Source organism: Rummeliibacillus sp. GQ308 (assembly GCF_059759115.1).
Window position 1 is genome coordinate 1392691 of the sequence record NZ_JCAXDQ010000001.1, and the last position, 17635, is coordinate 1410325.

20 protein-coding genes are annotated in these 17635 nt (G+C 39.0%); all 20 read left to right on the plus strand.

Annotated elements, in window-relative coordinates; all coding sequences use genetic code 11:
- The first annotated feature begins 558 nt into the window (after window positions 1–558).
- The 20 genes from AC6CHJ_RS06845 (at window position 559) to AC6CHJ_RS06940 (ending at window position 17610) form a co-directional block, all read left to right on the plus strand.
- A complete protein-coding gene (locus tag AC6CHJ_RS06845; RefSeq protein ID WP_498287800.1) occupies window positions 559–1386 on the plus strand; it encodes a terminase small subunit in 828 nt (275 codons plus the stop codon).
- A 4-nt stretch (window positions 1387–1390) separates the two neighbouring features.
- Entirely contained in the window at window positions 1391–2821 is a 1431-nt protein-coding gene (terL, locus tag AC6CHJ_RS06850) for a phage terminase large subunit (RefSeq protein WP_498288520.1), read from the plus strand.
- A gap of 13 nt (window positions 2822–2834) precedes the next feature.
- The gene (locus AC6CHJ_RS06855) at window positions 2835–4187 is read left to right on the plus strand and encodes a DUF1073 domain-containing protein (protein WP_498287802.1); all 1353 of its coding nucleotides are present in this window, start codon (window positions 2835–2837) and stop codon (window positions 4185–4187) included.
- Entirely contained in the window at window positions 4174–4926 is a 753-nt protein-coding gene (locus AC6CHJ_RS06860) for a minor capsid protein (RefSeq protein WP_498287804.1), read from the plus strand. Before AC6CHJ_RS06855 ends, AC6CHJ_RS06860 begins: the two co-directional genes overlap by 14 nt.
- A gap of 53 nt (window positions 4927–4979) precedes the next feature.
- Window positions 4980–5753: an Ea47 family protein gene (locus tag AC6CHJ_RS06865; protein ID WP_498287806.1), complete on the plus strand. Its 774-nt coding sequence runs from the start codon at window positions 4980–4982 to the stop codon at window positions 5751–5753.
- Window positions 5754–5780: 27 nt separating this feature from the next.
- Window positions 5781–6878 (plus strand): DUF2213 domain-containing protein, encoded by a 1098-nt coding sequence (locus AC6CHJ_RS06870; RefSeq protein WP_498287808.1) that lies wholly within the window; start codon window positions 5781–5783, stop codon window positions 6876–6878.
- Window positions 6879–6889: 11 nt separating this feature from the next.
- The gene (locus AC6CHJ_RS06875) at window positions 6890–7171 is read left to right on the plus strand and encodes a DUF6275 family protein (RefSeq protein WP_150284345.1); all 282 of its coding nucleotides are present in this window, start codon (window positions 6890–6892) and stop codon (window positions 7169–7171) included.
- Window positions 7171–7617 carry a structural cement protein Gp24 gene (locus tag AC6CHJ_RS06880; RefSeq protein WP_150284346.1) on the plus strand — a complete coding sequence of 149 codons (447 nt, stop codon included), beginning with the start codon at window positions 7171–7173 and terminating at the stop codon, window positions 7615–7617. The genes AC6CHJ_RS06875 and AC6CHJ_RS06880 overlap by 1 nt, the downstream gene beginning before the upstream one ends.
- 15 nt (window positions 7618–7632) lie before the next feature.
- On the plus strand, window positions 7633–8529 hold the full coding sequence (locus AC6CHJ_RS06885; RefSeq protein ID WP_150284347.1) for a DUF2184 domain-containing protein: 897 nt from the start codon (window positions 7633–7635) through the stop codon (window positions 8527–8529).
- A 12-nt stretch (window positions 8530–8541) separates the two neighbouring features.
- Window positions 8542–8841 (plus strand): hypothetical protein, encoded by a 300-nt coding sequence (locus tag AC6CHJ_RS06890; RefSeq protein ID WP_150284348.1) that lies wholly within the window; start codon window positions 8542–8544, stop codon window positions 8839–8841.
- A 17-nt stretch (window positions 8842–8858) separates the two neighbouring features.
- The gene (locus AC6CHJ_RS06895; protein WP_498287811.1) at window positions 8859–9203 is read left to right on the plus strand and encodes a DUF4054 domain-containing protein; all 345 of its coding nucleotides are present in this window, start codon (window positions 8859–8861) and stop codon (window positions 9201–9203) included.
- On the plus strand, window positions 9203–9817 hold the full coding sequence (locus AC6CHJ_RS06900; protein WP_498287813.1) for a hypothetical protein: 615 nt from the start codon (window positions 9203–9205) through the stop codon (window positions 9815–9817). The genes AC6CHJ_RS06895 and AC6CHJ_RS06900 overlap by 1 nt, the downstream gene beginning before the upstream one ends.
- The gene (locus tag AC6CHJ_RS06905; RefSeq protein ID WP_498287815.1) at window positions 9801–10178 is read left to right on the plus strand and encodes a hypothetical protein; all 378 of its coding nucleotides are present in this window, start codon (window positions 9801–9803) and stop codon (window positions 10176–10178) included. Before AC6CHJ_RS06900 ends, AC6CHJ_RS06905 begins: the two co-directional genes overlap by 17 nt.
- Window positions 10171–10626: a phage neck terminator protein gene (locus AC6CHJ_RS06910; RefSeq protein WP_498287817.1), complete on the plus strand. Its 456-nt coding sequence runs from the start codon at window positions 10171–10173 to the stop codon at window positions 10624–10626. The genes AC6CHJ_RS06905 and AC6CHJ_RS06910 overlap by 8 nt, the downstream gene beginning before the upstream one ends.
- Before the next feature lie 14 nt (window positions 10627–10640).
- Complete coding sequence (locus AC6CHJ_RS06915) at window positions 10641–11654, plus strand: DUF3383 family protein (protein WP_498287819.1); 1014 nt, start codon at window positions 10641–10643, stop codon at window positions 11652–11654.
- A gap of 41 nt (window positions 11655–11695) precedes the next feature.
- Entirely contained in the window at window positions 11696–12097 is a 402-nt protein-coding gene (locus AC6CHJ_RS06920) for a phage structural protein (RefSeq protein WP_498287821.1), read from the plus strand.
- 67 nt (window positions 12098–12164) lie between these two features.
- The gene (locus tag AC6CHJ_RS06925) at window positions 12165–12458 is read left to right on the plus strand and encodes a hypothetical protein (protein ID WP_498287823.1); all 294 of its coding nucleotides are present in this window, start codon (window positions 12165–12167) and stop codon (window positions 12456–12458) included.
- On the plus strand, window positions 12442–12645 hold the full coding sequence (locus AC6CHJ_RS06930; RefSeq protein ID WP_498287825.1) for a hypothetical protein: 204 nt from the start codon (window positions 12442–12444) through the stop codon (window positions 12643–12645). The genes AC6CHJ_RS06925 and AC6CHJ_RS06930 overlap by 17 nt, the downstream gene beginning before the upstream one ends.
- The gene (locus AC6CHJ_RS06935) at window positions 12638–17026 is read left to right on the plus strand and encodes a phage tail tape measure protein (protein ID WP_498287827.1); all 4389 of its coding nucleotides are present in this window, start codon (window positions 12638–12640) and stop codon (window positions 17024–17026) included. The genes AC6CHJ_RS06930 and AC6CHJ_RS06935 overlap by 8 nt, the downstream gene beginning before the upstream one ends.
- Window positions 17026–17610: a LysM peptidoglycan-binding domain-containing protein gene (locus AC6CHJ_RS06940; RefSeq protein ID WP_150284358.1), complete on the plus strand. Its 585-nt coding sequence runs from the start codon at window positions 17026–17028 to the stop codon at window positions 17608–17610. The genes AC6CHJ_RS06935 and AC6CHJ_RS06940 overlap by 1 nt, the downstream gene beginning before the upstream one ends.
- Window positions 17611–17635 lie beyond the last annotated feature (25 nt).

Below are 17635 nucleotides of genomic sequence, written 5' to 3' on the forward strand. Positions count from 1 at the left end.
AATTAAATGCAGGCTACTGGACTAGGTATTATAGGCTCGGCTGTATTGTTCGTTTATATGAGATGCAAAATCAAAATGATGATGTATATCTCAACATGAATTGAAAACCCCTTATAGAAAGGCTATCGAATTACACGGTAGCCTTTTTCATTATCACGAGACAGTGGCGGAATAGTAGACGCTACAACGTAGATTAATCGTATAGAGGAATTATCGTCGTTTATAGGTACCAGTAACAAGAACCTGAACGAGGCGAAAGTACGCGCAATGTAAAAACGCCAATTTTATAACCGCAACATAAGAGGAGTAATCTTGTGAACCCAATGCAGGCGCCAGTAACGTATTTTTAGCTAAGATATGTAAATCCTCTATAGCGGTATAAACGGTTAGGATTAGTCATACAAGGTGCAAATCCTTGTCTGTCTCACTTTTATCTACTACTTTGCAAAAGGCTATCATACCTAGGATGGTAGCCTTTTTTTATTTTGATTAAATTAAGCAATTAGCATAATGAGGTGATAAAACAAAAATGAATTATCCAGGAGGTGGTGTGAATGAGTGGCTGAGAAATATGAACTCGCCAAAGTCGATTATGATAATGGCATGAAGTATAAGGATATTGCTACAAAATATGATGTCACGATTAATACAGTGAAGTCATGGAAAACGCGAAAATGGAACAAAATAGATGATGAAGCGGACGAAAAAAGTGTGCACACAAAACAAAGAGGTGTGCATACAAAAAACAAAGCAAGTCCTAACAAAAAGAAAGTCACTGAACCAGTTGAAATCTCACTTAATGATAATGGTGAATTAACCGATAAGCAGTGGCTTTTTTGTGTGTACTATACCAAGTATCTGAATGCTACGAAAGCTTATCAGATGGCGTATGAGGTGGACTATGCAACTGCAAGCTCTATCTCTTATCGTCTGATGGCTAAAGATGGGATAAAAAAGACAATCCAAGAATTGAAGCGCCAAAGAGCAGAGGGCATCATGCTTGATAAAAACGATGTCCTTCAAAAGTATATGGATATCGCTTTCGCTGATATTGGTGATTATGTGGAAAGTAGTAATAGTGGTTATTCAGTTGCAATAAAGCCATTATCGGAAGTTGATACTTCAATCATTAGTGAAGTAAGCAATACAGAAAATGGTGTGAAGATAAAGGTTGCTGACAAAATGAAAGCATTAGACTTTTTAGCCAAATATACGGATTTACTTAATGAAAATGAGAAGCAAAGGTTGCAGGAAGAAAAGCTAAAAGCTGACATCGCTAAAGTTCATTCAGAAACGAAAGGCGATTCAACGAAAACTATCCAAACCATAGATATGAGTAGTCTAACGACAGAGGAGTTGAGAGCAATTGCCAACTCTAAGCGATGAAAAGATGGATGCCTTAATTACAGAAGCCAACAAAGAGCTTGCTAAGCGTAATTATCGTGATTACGTTGAATATGTTCACAATGGCCATTACACACATTTCAGGCACACTGAATTAATATGTGAGACTTTGCAGCGGATAGCAGATGGGGAACAACTTTCAATCCTTATTGAAATGCCACCACGGCATGGTAAATCGATGACTGTAACAGAATCATTCCCTTCTTACTATTTAGGGCGTAATCCTGATAAGCGCGTCATTGCAGCTGCTTACTCAGATGGTTTAGCTACTAAGTTTGGGCGTTTAAACCGAAACAAATTCAATGAGTTTGCACCTGAACTATTTAACATTCAACTTTCACTAGCGAATGCTGCTACAAAAGACTGGGGTGTTGAAGATAAACGAGGCGGCATGATTGCAACCGGGATTGGTGGTTCAATTACTGGTCAAGGTGCGGATCTAATGATTATCGATGACCCTATTAAGAATGCTAAAGAAGCAGGTTCACAAACCATTCGAGATAATATCTGGGATGAATGGGAGTCAACGCTTTCTACGCGTTTGCATGACGGTGCTTCAGTAATTGTCATTATGACGAGATGGCATGAGGATGACTTAATTGGACGTTTGCTAAAGCGTACTTCTCGTAAGTGGATTCGTTTACGTTTGCCAGCTATAGCGGAAGATGCTGACGACTTACTCGGTCGAGAAGAAGGACAAGCACTTTGTCCGGAACTTGGCTATGACGAAGAATGGGCGGAAAGTAAAAAGATTGAGGTTGGTTCACGAACCTGGGCTTCTCTTTATCAGCAAAGACCAACTCCAGCAGGCGGTGCAATTTTCAAACGTGAGTGGATTAAATTCTATGTACGTGATAAAGCGATGCACCATGATCTTGGTTTAAGTGATGATGTTGCAATTTTACCTATTCACTGGGATAAACAAGCGCAATCATGGGACTGTACATTCAAAGAATCTGATTCAAGTGACTTTGTTGCTGGTCAAGTATGGGGCAAGAAGCAGGCGAATTTTTATTTTCTAGATCAAACGCACAAACGGATGGGTTTTGTAGACACAATGAAAGCTATTCGTGCTACCTCTGATAAGTGGCCAAAAGCAAGGAGTAAATACATCGAGGATAAGGCGAATGGCACTGCAATCATTGAAATGCTACAAGACGAGATAAGCGGGATTATTCCTGTTGAACCTGATGGAGGTAAGGAAGCACGTGCAAATGCAGTGTCTCCGCTTTTTGAAGCGGGAAATGTGTATTTACCACATCCATCAATGGCTCCTTGGGTGGAAGACTTTATCGAGGAATTAGTTAGCTTCCCGAATGCTGCTCATGACGATATGGTCGACTCTTGTACACAGGCATTAAACCAAATGTACAGCGGTTCTTCAAATCTATTAGATAGATATAAAAACATGATGTAAGGAAGGTGATTAAATGACAACGGTCTTAGAAAGAGCGAAAGAATTAGTTAATGATAGTGCATATCGTGAGGATTTTTTGCAAGGCGGAGGGAAGAATGGCCAACGCGACAAACTGAGAGCACAACAGCCAAGTTTGCGTCAAATATTGACTGATGAAGATATCTCTTCTCTTTATGCTACTAATAGCATTATCCAGAATATTATTGATATCCCTGCTGAAGATATGACGCGAAACTGGTTTACGTTACGTTGTTCGGATGACAAGATTGCTCAAAAAGTAATGGCTAAACTAGCCGATTTGAAAGCTAAAAAGGCGTTTAAGCAAATGAGACAATACGAACGGTTACGTGGTGACGGTTTTATAAGCTTGGGCGTTACGCAAAATAACCCTTTTACTCTTTATAATCCATTAGATGAAAAGAATCTTAAATCAATTGACTATATTCATCCATTTAGTTCAATGAAAGTTGCTGAGTTCTTAATGAACGATGATGTGTTCAGTATAGATTATGGAAAGTTAGAGGCTGTTCGAATTGATAGAACATCGAGAAATGGCCAAGTACAAGTTGAAATGGGTCAATCTGAAGTTCATATATCTAGGCTGCTCCATGATCAAACAAGAAGGCTTGAAGAAGACGAAAAAGGTCAATCGTTACTTGAACCTATGTATGACATCATTAAAGTTTTCGATACTTCTGTATGGTCTGTAGGTCAAATTCTTTATGACTTTACAATGAAAGTCTATAAATCAAAAGATATTGAAGGCATGGAAGCTAAAGATAAACAACAATTATCCATGATTATGGACTTTTTATTCCGTACCGAAGCATTGGCATTAATTGCTGAAGGTGAAGAACTATCAAAACAATCAACTAATGTAAGTGGCATCGATAAACTTCTTGATTTCAATTGGGACTTGTTAGCGAGTGCTACAAGAATGCCTAAGACAGTGTTAAAAGGACAAGAAGCAGGGACGATTACTGGTGCTCAATATGACGTGATGAATTACTACGCTCGTATTGCCGCTGGACAAGAAAATGAATTGACGCCCCTAGCTGAAAGGCTGATCCGTTTAACCATGCAGTCAGAAGAGATGGGGAGAATAGATCCAGATTCAATCGAGTGGGAAGTTAAATGGAATCCTTTATGGCAAGTTGATAGCAAAACAGATGCAGAGATTCGCAAATTGATAGCTGAAACTGATGAGAAATACATTGCGAATGGTGTTTTAACAGTTGATGAAGTGCGTTCTGCTCGTTTTGGCCAGTTTGGTTTAACAGACGAATTGAAATTCAGTGGTGATAGTGCTGACTGGGAAGGCATTGCGAATTCAGTTTATGAGGGATATCAAAATGACAAAGCGTAGAATACCGCCTACACGTTTTCCTGATGCAGTAGCTGCTACTTATCAACGCAGGTTGCTCCAATTAGTTAAAGAAATGCACAAAATTACGTTACATGAGTTTGATAAGGGTATTAAACCGCAAATAGTGGCCTATCAAGCTGATGCAAATGAACTCACAGCTTTGCAAAGGCTGCTTGATCTAATCAAAGCTATGACTTTGAACATTTTTAATGATTCGACGCTAGTTGATATCGCTAATAGCTTTGTTTCTGGCTTGAATTTGTTCAATATGAAAAACATGAACGACCAGGCGAAGGTAGCTGGTGTTAGTCTTATCAGCTATGAAGACTGGATTGATGATTATGTGCAATCATCGATTACTCAAAATGTTGGTTACATTAAATCCATTGCTGAACAACATCATAGCAAAATTGAAACTATTGTATATAAAGGTGTGAAGAATGGTACCAGTACAAAAGAAATCCGCGAGCAACTTGTGAAGCAGTTCCATGTAAGCCAATCGAGGGCACAATTTATTGCTGTAGATCAATCAGGGACTATTCATGGTCAACTGGTTGCAAAGCGACATCAAAACATGGGAGTGAATAAATTTGAATGGAATGATTCGAACGATGAAAGGGTACGCAAGAGTCATCAAGCGTTAGGGGGCAGGGTGTTTAATTACAAACAACCTCCTAGTGAAGGATTGCCAGGGGAGCCATATCGGTGTAGGTGTACAGCATATCCGGTGTTCGAGTAAAAAAATACATTTTATTGACTCAATTTTTGATATTATATTGTAGGGTGAAAAAAATGAAAACACAAACAGGAAATGCAGAAACTTTTGCAAGTGCATTAGATAGACTGGGTGAAGCTCATTGGTTCTTACATCAGCTGGAAGATAACTATCATAAACACTCAGAATTTAGATATTCTATGAATGCTTTTTTAAGAGCAATTAAAGAGATTCCTGCAATGCTATCTCAAGCACATCAAAACATTCAAGGCTTTAAAGAATGGTTTTCAGATAAAAGGACAGAATTAACTAAAGATCCACTAATGAAAGTAATTTCAAAGAAAAGAGATTTAATAGTTCACCAAAAGATGTTAGTCCCTTCTAGTACAGCTACAATTGGTACTGCTCGGTATGGAAGGGGAGTTAAATTTGGTTTTGGTTATAATATAAATCCGTTTCATGATAGCGATGCTGAAATTGTTAGACTTCTTACTATGACGATAGAAGATAGTGAATTTGATTTCTTCGGAATATTCGAGGAAGATGATGATGTAGTTCCATGTATTGTTCGAGAGTGGAAATTAGAAGGAATTGAAAATGAAGTAATTAGCGCTTTTTCAGAAGCTTGGAATAAAACTGCTCAATTAGTAAAGGATACTATTGAGTATTTTGGACAAGACTCCAGCGAATATTATTTAAATATGGATTGTATTCACAACAATTCAAAAGTAGCCATGGAGTATTACTCCTATGATTGGATTAATTATATTAAGAAGGGAATAATAGATGGCGAAGAATTTAGTAAGAGTGTTATTAAACTTAGATATTTAAGAGAAAAAGCTAGCCTTTAGAGGTTAGCTTTTTATATTTGAAAGGTGGTGAGAACAACGAAACTGCAACGCTTTGACCGTACCTATATTAAAGATTATCTTGAAACACCAGAGGGCTATCTCACATTTAAAGATGTGCCAATTGCGAAAACAGGTGTTTTTCCCTATCGTCGTAGCGATGGAGCAACAACGTATGAAGCGAAATTGCCCGAAGACATTTTGTCTGATAGCACAATGATATCCGCTCGTACAAAATCCGTTACGGATGAACACCCACAAGAGTTAGTCACGGTGAATAATCACAAAGATTTATCTAAAGGGCTAACACATACAGATTCCAGAGTCGATGGAGACAAGCTTTACGTGTCGTTCACTGTTACAGACAGTGCTTTAATCCAAAAGATTAAAAACGGCAAGCGTGAGGTCTCCATCGGCTTTTTAAGTGACATCGTAAATCAAGATGGGGAATACAACGGCCAGCGCTTTGACGCTGTACAAAGAAACATCGAAATTAATCATGTTGCCGTCGTAGAAAAAGGTCGTGCCGGTCCTGATATAGGAATTCGGAATGATTCAGACGCATGGCAAATTGATAATGAAAAAGGAGGCCAATCAAATATGGCAAAGTACAAAATTGATTCAGCTGAGTATGAAGTGGACTCAGCAGTTAAATCGCACATTGAAAAATTACAAGCACAGTTAGATGCAGCTGAATTAAAATCAAAAACTGTTGATACACTCCAAGGACGAGCAGATGCTCAAGAAGCAACAATCAAAGCAAAAGACGACGAAATCAAACAACTGAAAGAGCAGCAGCTATCTGCTGATGAATTAGACAAGAAGGTTGAAGAACGGGTAACGCTGATTGCTACTGCAAAACCGCTCCTCGGTGATTCATTTGACTTCCAAGGCAAAACTGATCGCGAAGTGAAAGAAGCTGTTATCCAAACGATTAACAAAGAATTCAAAGGTGATAGCAAATCAGATGATTATATCAATGCTTTCTTTGATGCGACTACTGCTCAAGTGCAAGCGAATGGCTTTAAGTCGACAGGTAACCAATCGTTATTTACTCGAGTAGATGGCGCAGAAACTGACAAAGAGCTTGAAGATATAAAAAATCAACGCTTAAACATGCGTAAATAGGAGTGTCGTAAATGAATCCTAGTAATTTTATTCCTAAATGCAAAGAACTAGTTTATGAATACGCTAGATCACATATTGATAAAACAGATGAGGGCGCACTTGCCTCGTTTACTGAAGAAGACGTATATGTGGTTTGGTACTCCAAAACTTTGCAAAATGCTAAAGCGTTATTAAGTACTAACCTACCTGATGGAATGTATTACGAATTAACACTCAATGGCAACAAGAACGAAATTTATTTCGATGCTTATAAAAAATTTGAAAATAAAAAAATAGAATTGGAGGAACAATAATGCCAATTACAAATTACTTTGATTACATGCCGGTCGCAGGTAAAGCCGGTCAACTATCAAACTACCAAGATTATGAAGCAGATACGTATGCCGCAGAAGAAGTTGTTCGTTATGGTGAAGCAGTTCAATTAAATGCAACAGGTGATGCTATTACTCCGGTTAAAGATGGCGGAAAAGTCATTGGTGTAGCCTTAGCAAGAGAAGGTCATGATTACATCGAAAAGAAAGACGACCAAAAATATGAAGTAGGAGATCCAGTGGCAGTTGTAAAACGTGGCCGTATTTTTGTTATGGCTGGTGGTGAAGTGTTGAATGGGCAACCAGTCAAAGTGGACCCAACAACAAAAAAATTTACAGCTGATGGCACTGTATCTGTAGCGAATGCAGTTTTTAAAATGAATGCATCTGCTGATCAACTAGTAGAAATTGAAATCAACTTACCATAAGGAGGAACAACCAATATGCAATACACAACAGATTCTTTAATCAATCCACGTGACTTAAAAGCGTTGGATAGACGCGTATTTGAACCGAAACAAAGCGAATTAAAAGCACGTTCAATTTTTGCTTTAAAAACAGATATACCTGCAGGTGCTCGCACTTACTCCTATAACATCTTGACTCGTTCAGGTGCTGCTAAAATTCTAGCTGCTGGAGCATCTGATGTTCCGTTAGTAGATGCTGATCTTGCAGAAGATACTGTGAAGATTTACTCAATTGCAGCTGCATTTGGTGTCGATATCCAAGAAGTAAGGGAAGCAAACATGCTTGGTATTTCTATCGATACAACAAAAGCTGAATTGGTACGCAAGGCTATTGCTGAAAAAGAAAACCAAATCGCATTTTCAGGCGATGCAAAATACAACATCAAAGGTTTAACTGATATTACAGGTATTCAAGTGCTTGCAGCATCTCAAGGTGAATCAACTAAAACGGCATGGAAAGATAAAACTGGTGAAGAGATTATCGATGATCTCTTAACGGCTAAAGGTAAAGTAGACATTTTAAACGGTCATGAAGCGGATACATTGCTTTTAACTCCTAGTGCAAAACAACAGTTGCAACGTAAAATCTATAACGAATTTACAAAGCAAACGGCACTGCAATACTTGCAATCAGAGAATACTTTTGCACGAATCGAAACAGTAAACGATTTAAAAGGTAAAGGGACAGCAGGAACGGACTGTTTTGTGGTTCTTGATTCTTCTGCAGACGTCGTGGAGCTTGGTATTCCAATGGATATCATGCGACATCCACAGGAGTACGCATTCCCACGCACAAAAGTGCCTTTTGAAGAACGTACAACAGGCTTAATCGTTCGATATCCTATGGCTATTTGCCGCGTAGACGGTATTTAAGGAGGAGATAATATGTTAGTCCAAAATAAAGGAAATCACTCGTATGAAGCAAATGGAACAGTTTTAAATATCGGTACCAACAACGTAGAAGAAAACGCCTTTGAAGCTTTCTTAGCACATCCACTGATGGCAAAGTTAGATGAACAAGGCGTTTTTGAATATTCAAAAGGTAAACCAAGTGCGAAAGACACTATCGAATATATCGACGATACGTTTGATGTCGATACGCTCGAAGCTATGAAGGAAAATGAGAGTCGTAAAACAGTTCTTGAGGCCATTGATAAACGCATTGCTGAAATAAAGGGTGAATAGCCGAAAGGTGGTAAGTTATGGTGCCACTCACTACTGTTGAAAATGTAAAAGCAATAGCCAAGCACCTCACATCCTTAACAGATGAGCAGGTGCTTTTATTAATTGAGGACGCTTCGTTAGAGGTGTCTGAATTAAAGGTGAAGGACAAATATAAAGAGAGACTTACTCGCTATCTAGCGGCTCATTATGGCTCTTTTAATATACGTCAAACTCAATCTGAAACGGTAGGTCCTATCAAACGGACCTTTACTTCAGGAAGTGTTGACAACCGTAAAGGACTTGAATCTACAGTGTATGGACAAGAATATCAACGGTTATTAAAGCTCTATAGCCCTAAAAAAGTCAATTTGACGGTGATCTAATGGAAATATTCGATGATAACGAACAATTAATGCGGTTGCAAAGAGAATTAGATGACTTAGACCGATACGCTATTGAAATCGGTGTTTTTGGTTCTGATGATTCTTTTTATGCGATGCTTGCTTACGTTCATGAGTTCGGTATGCAGATTCGGGCTAAGAAGAAATATTTGGCTATTCCGACAAAAGCAGCGGGCTTAAAACGTCCTGCAGATTTCGGGAATGAATTGTTCAAACCGAAAGGAAAGAACGTTTTGGCTATCGCAAAAGGCAATGGTGGCATAGAAGTAATGTTCATCTTGAAAGAGACAGTCAACATTCCTGAACGTTCCTTTATTAGATCGACCTTCGATGAGAAGAACAATGCGTGGATGGATTTCCTAGAATCACAGATTGAAAGAGTTTGTGAGTTGGAGATTAAAGCACGTGATGTTTTTGAGCGATTAGGCGGCATTATTGCGGGGGATATTCAGAAGAAAATGAATGACCTTCATACCCCTAAAAATGCTGCATTGACTGTTTCTAATAAGGGTTCTTCAAATCCGCTGATTAATACCGGAGAATTAAAAAGGCATGTAACATGGAAAGTGGTGAGAGACGATGGCGCCTATGTTTGAGTTTGTCGATATGCTGCAGGAATATGAGACAGACATCCAAGTTATCATTACGACAACCGACACAAGCAACAATGGTGGTTATGATGAGGATACAGGTGAATGGAAGGGAAATAAACCCCCAACAAATTCAAAACCAATTGAAGCTAGAGGAGTTATGCTTCCCTATTCAGCTAATGAGATCTATCAGTCAGGTGGTCGATTAACTCAACATAGCCGTCAACTCATCATTAACATGGATATCCCTAGCAAGGCAGAAGTGGTCCAGGATAACCAAAAGTATTCAGTTGAAAGTAAAACAGGTTATGAGGGTTTTGCGGACTTCTCACAGTATGAATTGAAGTGGGTGAGTGCATTTGGCTGAGTACTTCGATTATACAGTCATAACGAGTTCTCTCATTAAGGCTGTGAGAACCTTAACAAATTATCCTTGCGGTGAAGCGAACAGCACAGGGGATCAACCGCCTTATCCATTTGCAACATTTTCTATTACGAGTCCTAAAATTACTATACAGCATGACGATGATAACGCTCCGTTTGAACTTACCGTATCCCTTACATGGCATGATAAAAATTCATTGAGCGTTTTAAATTTGGCTAAGAAATGCGAGTCCTTTTTTAAATCATCTGCAGGACGAGCAGTTTTTGCTGAAAAAGGTGTTGTGATTGTAGATGTAACGGACTTTGATAGGCGAGACAACTTTCTGTCTATTGAGTATGAACGAAGTGCTGGATTTGATGTATTAATGCGCGTACTAGATCCGTATGCGGATGAAATTGAAGGTATAGAAAATATACAAATTAATTATTAGGAGGTTATTAATTCATGACCAATTTAGACGTAACAGTAGTCATTGATGTGTTGCATCCGGCAACTACAGAAGGTCAATTATCACGCCCATTATTATTAGTGGCTGATACAAAAGCAGGCTACAAAGAATATGCGAATTTAACAGATTTGTCAGCTGACTACGGCACATCCACTGCGTTGTACAAATTAGCACAAACTATAGACCAGCAAAACTACGCACCAGATGCTTATTGTGTTGCAACATACGTTGGAGAAACACCCGCGGAAGGTCAATCTTTGGCAGAAGTGGTTGAAAAATATTATTCAAATTCATGGCATTTCGCCTTGCTAGTTGATGGTACACCGCCTGAACAGTTATCACTTTCCAATGTAATTGAACCACACGACTTTAAATTCGCAGTAGTTTTAGTTTCAGATAAAGCAGAACTTGCTGCATTTAAAGACAAAACGCGTACAATTGCTTTTTATCATGAAATTGATGGCGAACGTCTTGACGGTGCGGCTATTGGTGAGATTGCAGCTCGTGAAATTGGTTCCGTGACCTGGCATAACGTACCGTTAAAAGGGATCACTCCATTAGAATTATCAAGAGATGAACGTGATGCTATTGTCGAAGCCGGCGGAAACGTATTTGTAAAGAATGCTGGTTACAACGTCTTAAGCGGTGGCATTGTAGCGGATGGGGAATATATCGATTTCTATCACGGTAAAGACTGGATTAAGGCTAATATTGAAAATGACTTACAAAAAATGCTTATCGAAAATGATAAAGTGCCAGCGGGACCAGAAGGGGTTTCTTTATCAGCCAGTGTCGTTACAAACAGTCTAACAATTGCTGGAAAGCAAGGAATCATTGATAAAAATACCGAAACCGACGAATACAGCTATACATTAATCGCTGCACCATTCAATAACGGTGCTTCTACAGATATAACAAAACGTATTTATAGCGGTCTGTCGTTTAAATATGACCCGCAGAATGCAATTCATGCAATTAAAGTTCGAGGAGAAGTCACTTCTAATAAATAGAGGTGGCTTTTTATTTTTCTCAAAACAGGAGGTAATGATAAATGGCACCACAAGTGTATGATGCAAGTAAAGTCATTTCAACTGCAAAAAATAAGGTCGTTACAGGATTTAAAAAAGGGACGTTTGTTACAGCTGGATTTGATGAAGATCGTGTCAATGTTGAGTCAAACGCTCAAGGTGAAGCATCCTGGTCATTAAATAATAGTGGCTTAGGAACAATGGTATTTACCCTTGCACAAACTTCACCTTTTTGTAAGGTCTTCAATGACTTGAATAAAACAAAGGAATTTTTTCCTTGCTATGTAGATGATCCGTCAACCCGTGAACGGCGCGGAGGTACCGAAGCAATGGTAACCAAAATTGCAGATGCTACTTATTCTGATGGCATTGAAGCTCGTACTTATACCGTTAAAGTTGGAGATTTCACAGTTACAAACTACTAATTCTTGAGAGTGGAGAAATCCACTCTTTTTGTTTATCAAAAAACATAATAATTGGAGGAATTTAATCATGGCAAACGCTAAAACAGAAGAAAAAACAACAAAAGTTTTAAGACAAGAGGAATATACTCACAAAGGTTCCGGAGTGAAATATACTTTTTCATTTCCTGGTACAAAGCGTGTTCAAGAAATTATAGATGAATCTAAAGGGCTCAATGGCCTAGTCGTAGATTCTATTTACAACGAAAAATTGATGGATGAAATTATTGCTTCTCCGAAAACAGATTGGGATTACTGGGATGAAAATGACGGTTATCGCGAGGTATTAGCAGAAGCTGACCGCTTTCTTGGAAGATTGCTGTAAAATCCAAACAGATGCTTACTACAAAGATTACATCGAATCAAATTATCGAATGTATCTACCAATTATCATGGGCATTGCTACGAGAGATGAAATAGAAGTGATGACAGCGTATGAAATTGGCCTTGCTTATCATCTCGCTAGGATGAAGCAGGAAGCATTGAACAGAAGAGGTGGTGTAGATGTCTAGACCAATACGAAATACCACCATGAAAGTAGCTGTCGACGTTGATTACAGAAGTTTAAAAGACGTCGACAAGCACTTAAAAGAAACGGCAAATGAAGCCCGCCATTACGAATCAACTTTAAATAAAACTGGTAAAGCAATCAAAGATGTTGATAAGCAGCAAGAAGGCTTAAGTAAACAATATAAGCATTCGAAAGAAGCTGCATCATCATTAAAAGATCAGGTTGATAAAGGTAATCGTAGTCTTGGAGAAGCTGAAAAAGCAGCTGAAAGAGTTTCAGCCAAAAATAAGAAGTTAGCTGATTCTAACGAAGAAGTCGGACGTAGTGTAGAAAGACAAGACAGAAAAATAAAGAATCACGCAAATAATCTTTCACAAACATCTAGTAGGCTAGAAACACTTAGCAAGAAATATAAAGATACCGGAAAAAGTATCAATGAATTCGGTAGAGAAATAACAAGTACGTTCGGTAAATTAACCCTAGTTGGCGGAGCGGCTATCGGCTATTCCCTTAAAAAAGCAGCAGATTTTGAGCAAGGAATGAAGAACTCCGAATCTCTCATGTCTGTTGATGAATGGGAACAGTATGGTAACCGCTTATCTAAAACCGTCATGAAATTGGGAGCAGATACGAGATATAGTTCTGTAGAAACAGCACAAGGCCTTCAGGAGTTAATTAAAGCAGGGGTAGACACTCAAAATATATTGAGCGGAGGACTGAAAGATTCCCTCAACCTTGCTACTGCTGGGGAATTAGACTTGGCTAAGGCTGCAGAAACGATGTCTACAGCTTTAAACTCATTTACTAATGATACTTCGCTTACTTCTGCTAAGGCGGCCAACTTACTTGCTGGCGCTGCCAATGCATCTGCAACAGATGTTGGGGAAATGTCTTTTGCATTATCTCAATCTGCAACAGTTGCTGACATGGTAAATCAATCATTTGAATCTACTTCAACTGCTCTTGCTGTAATGGCACAAAATGGTTTGAAAGGTTCCGATGCAGGTACCTCACTTAAAACCATGTTGCTAAACTTATCTCCTCAAACAGAAGAGGCAGCAAAGCAAATGGAAGCGCTAGGACTAGCTCAGACGAGCATAACTAATGGGTATAACTACTTGGTCAAGCGCGGTCTTAAGTCAGCTGAGATTTCTTATGATGGAGTAGTTAACAAGTTAAAAGAATTAGCGGTTGTTCAAGCGGGTGAAGGCGCATCCTCAACCAAGATTAGAAAAGAATATGATAAGTTAGCTAAACAGTCTGGATTAGTTTCTTCAGCATTCTTTACTCAGCAGGGTAAAGCGAAAGACATGAAACAGATCTTTGGGTTACTCCAAAAATCACTTAAAGGATTATCAGAAGAACAGAGAATCAACGCACTGAAGACTATGTTTGGTACAGATGCTGTACGTGCAGCTACTATTGCTTCTAAAGCTGGTAAAAAAGGCTTTGATGACATGAATAGTGCGATGCAAGGTGTCACTGCAGCGGATGTAGCTAAAAAGAAAATGGATACCCTAAAAGGTTCGATAGAATACGCTACTGGATCTGTCGAAACATTAGCCACTGATTTAGGAACTGCATTAATTCCAACTTTCAACTATGTAGCAGAAAAAGTTGAAGACTTATCTGATTGGTTCAATAGCTTAAATAAAGAAACAAAAGAATCAATTGCTAAATGGGGATTGATCACTACAGGAGCATTAGGAGCTGCTACTGGTATAGGAGTTCTTGCATTAGCGATAGGTGGGATAGTAAAGGGCTATGGAAACATACTTTCAGTTGGTGCGAAATTTAGAAAGTGGAAGAATCGTCAGTCTTATGAATATACTACAAGTGCAAAATCAATCGATGTTGAAACAGCAGCCTTACGACGCAATACAAGCGCTCAATTAGCAAATGCAGAAGCGCGAGGTACAGGTGGGGCAGTTCTGAGTGGTAGCGGAAAGAATGGAAAAGGCGCTACTTTCCTTGGGAAAGCAGGGAAAAACGGTCTCGGAAAAGTTGGCAAAGGTGGTCTCCTTAAAACAGGGACCTCTATTGGTAAAAAGATTCCTATACTCGGCACTTTACTTGGAGCCGGATTATTAGTTTATGGCGGAAAAGAAAATCTTGGCTCAAATGGTGGTTCATTAGCTGGTGGTGCTGCAGGTGCAGCTGCAGGAGCGGCGCTTGGTTCGGTGGTTCCGGGTGTAGGCACAGCTATTGGTGGTGTCGTTGGTGGTATTGCGGGATCCATATTTGGTGAAAAGTTTGGTGCAAGTGCACAGGAGTCTCTTGAAAAGAATCTGCCTAAAGTTAAAAAGTCACTAAAAGACGGATTGAACTTTGAAGGGGTTTCTAAAGGAACAACGAGCGCTATAAAAGCATATGAAAAGCTTAATACCAAGGCTTCTGAGCAGTTAAACCTTTTATATTATCGTGGTCAAAAGGTATCTACTAAAACAGCGGACTCTTTGATTGATACCTATGGCAAGATGGCTAATACGATAGAAAAATCAATGGAGACTAAGTTCGGTAAGACAACAAAAACATTAAGCAGTTTTATGAAGGAGTCTGGTCTATCCGAAAAAGAACAAAAGTTGATTTTAAAGAATATGGATACCAACCATAAAGCTCGTGAGAATCTTGTTCGTAAATCACAGAGTAGGATCAATCGTATTCTTAAAAGGGCTGCAAAAGAAAAAAGACAGATTACTGAAGAAGAACGCCAAGAAATTAACCAAGAACAAGAAAAGATGCGTTCTTCTGCTGTCAAAACGCTATCTAAATCTGCAAAAGAGCAACGTACAATTATGACGATGCTAAAAAACGAAAGTGGAAGAATTAGCGCAAAGCAAGCAGCAAACATTGTTAAGCAATCTAAAAAGGCCAAAGATGCGGCTATCAAAGAAGCTGAAAAAAAATATAAAGCAGTTATTGTAGCAGCAGACACAGAATATAAGGACAACAAGTCTATAACTAAAAAGCAGTATGAGGCTATTAAAGATAACGCTGAAAAAGCTCGTGATGCTGCAAAAGATGCCGCAAAAGATATGCATAAAAATGTTGTGAATGAAGCCAAAAAACAAGCTGAAGAACACGTAAAAGAAGTCGATTGGGAAACGGGCCAAGTGTTGACTAAGTGGGATAAGTTTAAGCAAGGATTAGCGGGCGTGTGGAATGGAATTGCAGGTTTCCTTAACAAGGGATTAAAAGCTCTTGGTTCTGATGCTAGTATTCCGACTTTTTCAACAAACAACACGAGTTATACAACTTCTGCCAAGTCAAAGGTTATCAATAACCAAGGCAACAGTATAGCGTCAAATGCTAGAGGAACTAACTATCATCCTGGTGGACCATCTGTTGTTGGAGAAGAAGGCCCAGAGTTAGCTTATACTCCATATGGGGATGCTCGTTTAGTTGGTTCAAAAGGTGCTGAAATCGTAGACTTACCCCGTGGAACAAGAGTTTTAACGGCATCTCAAACTTCACAGATGATGTCTGGTGGCTTAAAAGGTTCTATGCCTGGTTATGCAAAAGGCATTGGAAACAAAGTGAAAAACGTTGCTTCAAAAGCCGTGGAGTTTGGTAGTAAGGCTTTAGATTTTATAACGAATCCTAGTGAAGCAATCGGTAACTACATTAAAGAACACAGTCTAAAAAGTGACATTTTAGGTGTTGGTACGGCAGCGTTATCTAAATTAAAAGATGCTGCTATTTCCTATGTTACGAATAAAATACCTTTCTTTGGTGGCGGAGTCGGTGGTGGATCCGTTAGCAATAAGTACGGTGTCTATGATTCTTTGTTTAATGTTGCCAAAACAATCATGAGCTCTCCTCTTGGTAGAGGATTGATAATAACGAGCGGTCATAGACCAGGAGACACTTATGATCACGGTAGACATAACGCTATCGATTTAAGTGGATTTGGTTCAAACGGTGGTTATAAGGAAGTCGCTAGATGGGCTTCTCGATTGCCAGGCGTTTCTTACACGATTGGTGACAATACTGTATTTGGAAGGAAATACGGCGATGGTAGTAAGCCTGGTTGGGCAACCGGCCACATGAATCACGTCCATGTTAGTGGTATGGGTGGCAGTCCTAAGAAACGATTTGCTACTGGTGGCTGGAAGAATAACTTTGGCCAAGTTCTTGTTGGCGAAGAAGGTCCTGAGCTTGTAGATCTTCCATTCGGTTCTCATGTTAACAATAATCGTAAAACAAATGAGTTACTGAACAAAAAAGGCGAAACGGTTATTCATTTTAGCCCGCAAATTACTGTCAATGTTGAAACCAAAGATGAAACGACTGAATCAGCAATAGAACGTGCGGTGAATAAGGCCCTAGAAGCAGCGTTCAAAGAGATGAGAGGTTTATTCGATAGTGGGGTGGCGTATTAATGGCGAAAATACACAATTATCATATTGATAGTATGCAAGAAACGTTTAACTCGTCCGTTAACGTCACCGCCTATCCAGTTGAAGATGGATTACCTTTGAATGATAGTGTTCAAAGGAATCCTGATACATTTTCAATTAGTGGGAAAATCCTCGACAAAGGAAAAGTGAAGAACTCTAACGATAAACGTAAGCATTTAAAGAATCTCATGAATGATGGGAAAGCTATTAAGTATGTCGGGCGTTTAAATGCGAAAGATGTATTAATTACAAGCTTTTCAGGAACTTACACATCGAGTGTCGGAAATGGCTTTGAATTCACTATGGAACTGCAAAAAGTTCGAATTACCAAAACACCGTATATCAAAAAGAAAACGAAGAAAAAAACGTCTGGTAAGAAAACAGTGAAATCAAACAAAGGCAAAGCAGGGACTGGTAAGGCTTTAAAAAAATATCACACAGTCAAGCCAGGTGAAAATTATTCTAACATCGCTAAAAAATATGGTACTACAATAGCTGCCTTACGAAAGTTAAATAAATGGCCGGATCGTTCTATTCCAGCAGGGGGACGAATGCGTGTTAAATAATCAAGAGTACCTTAACGGGTACTCT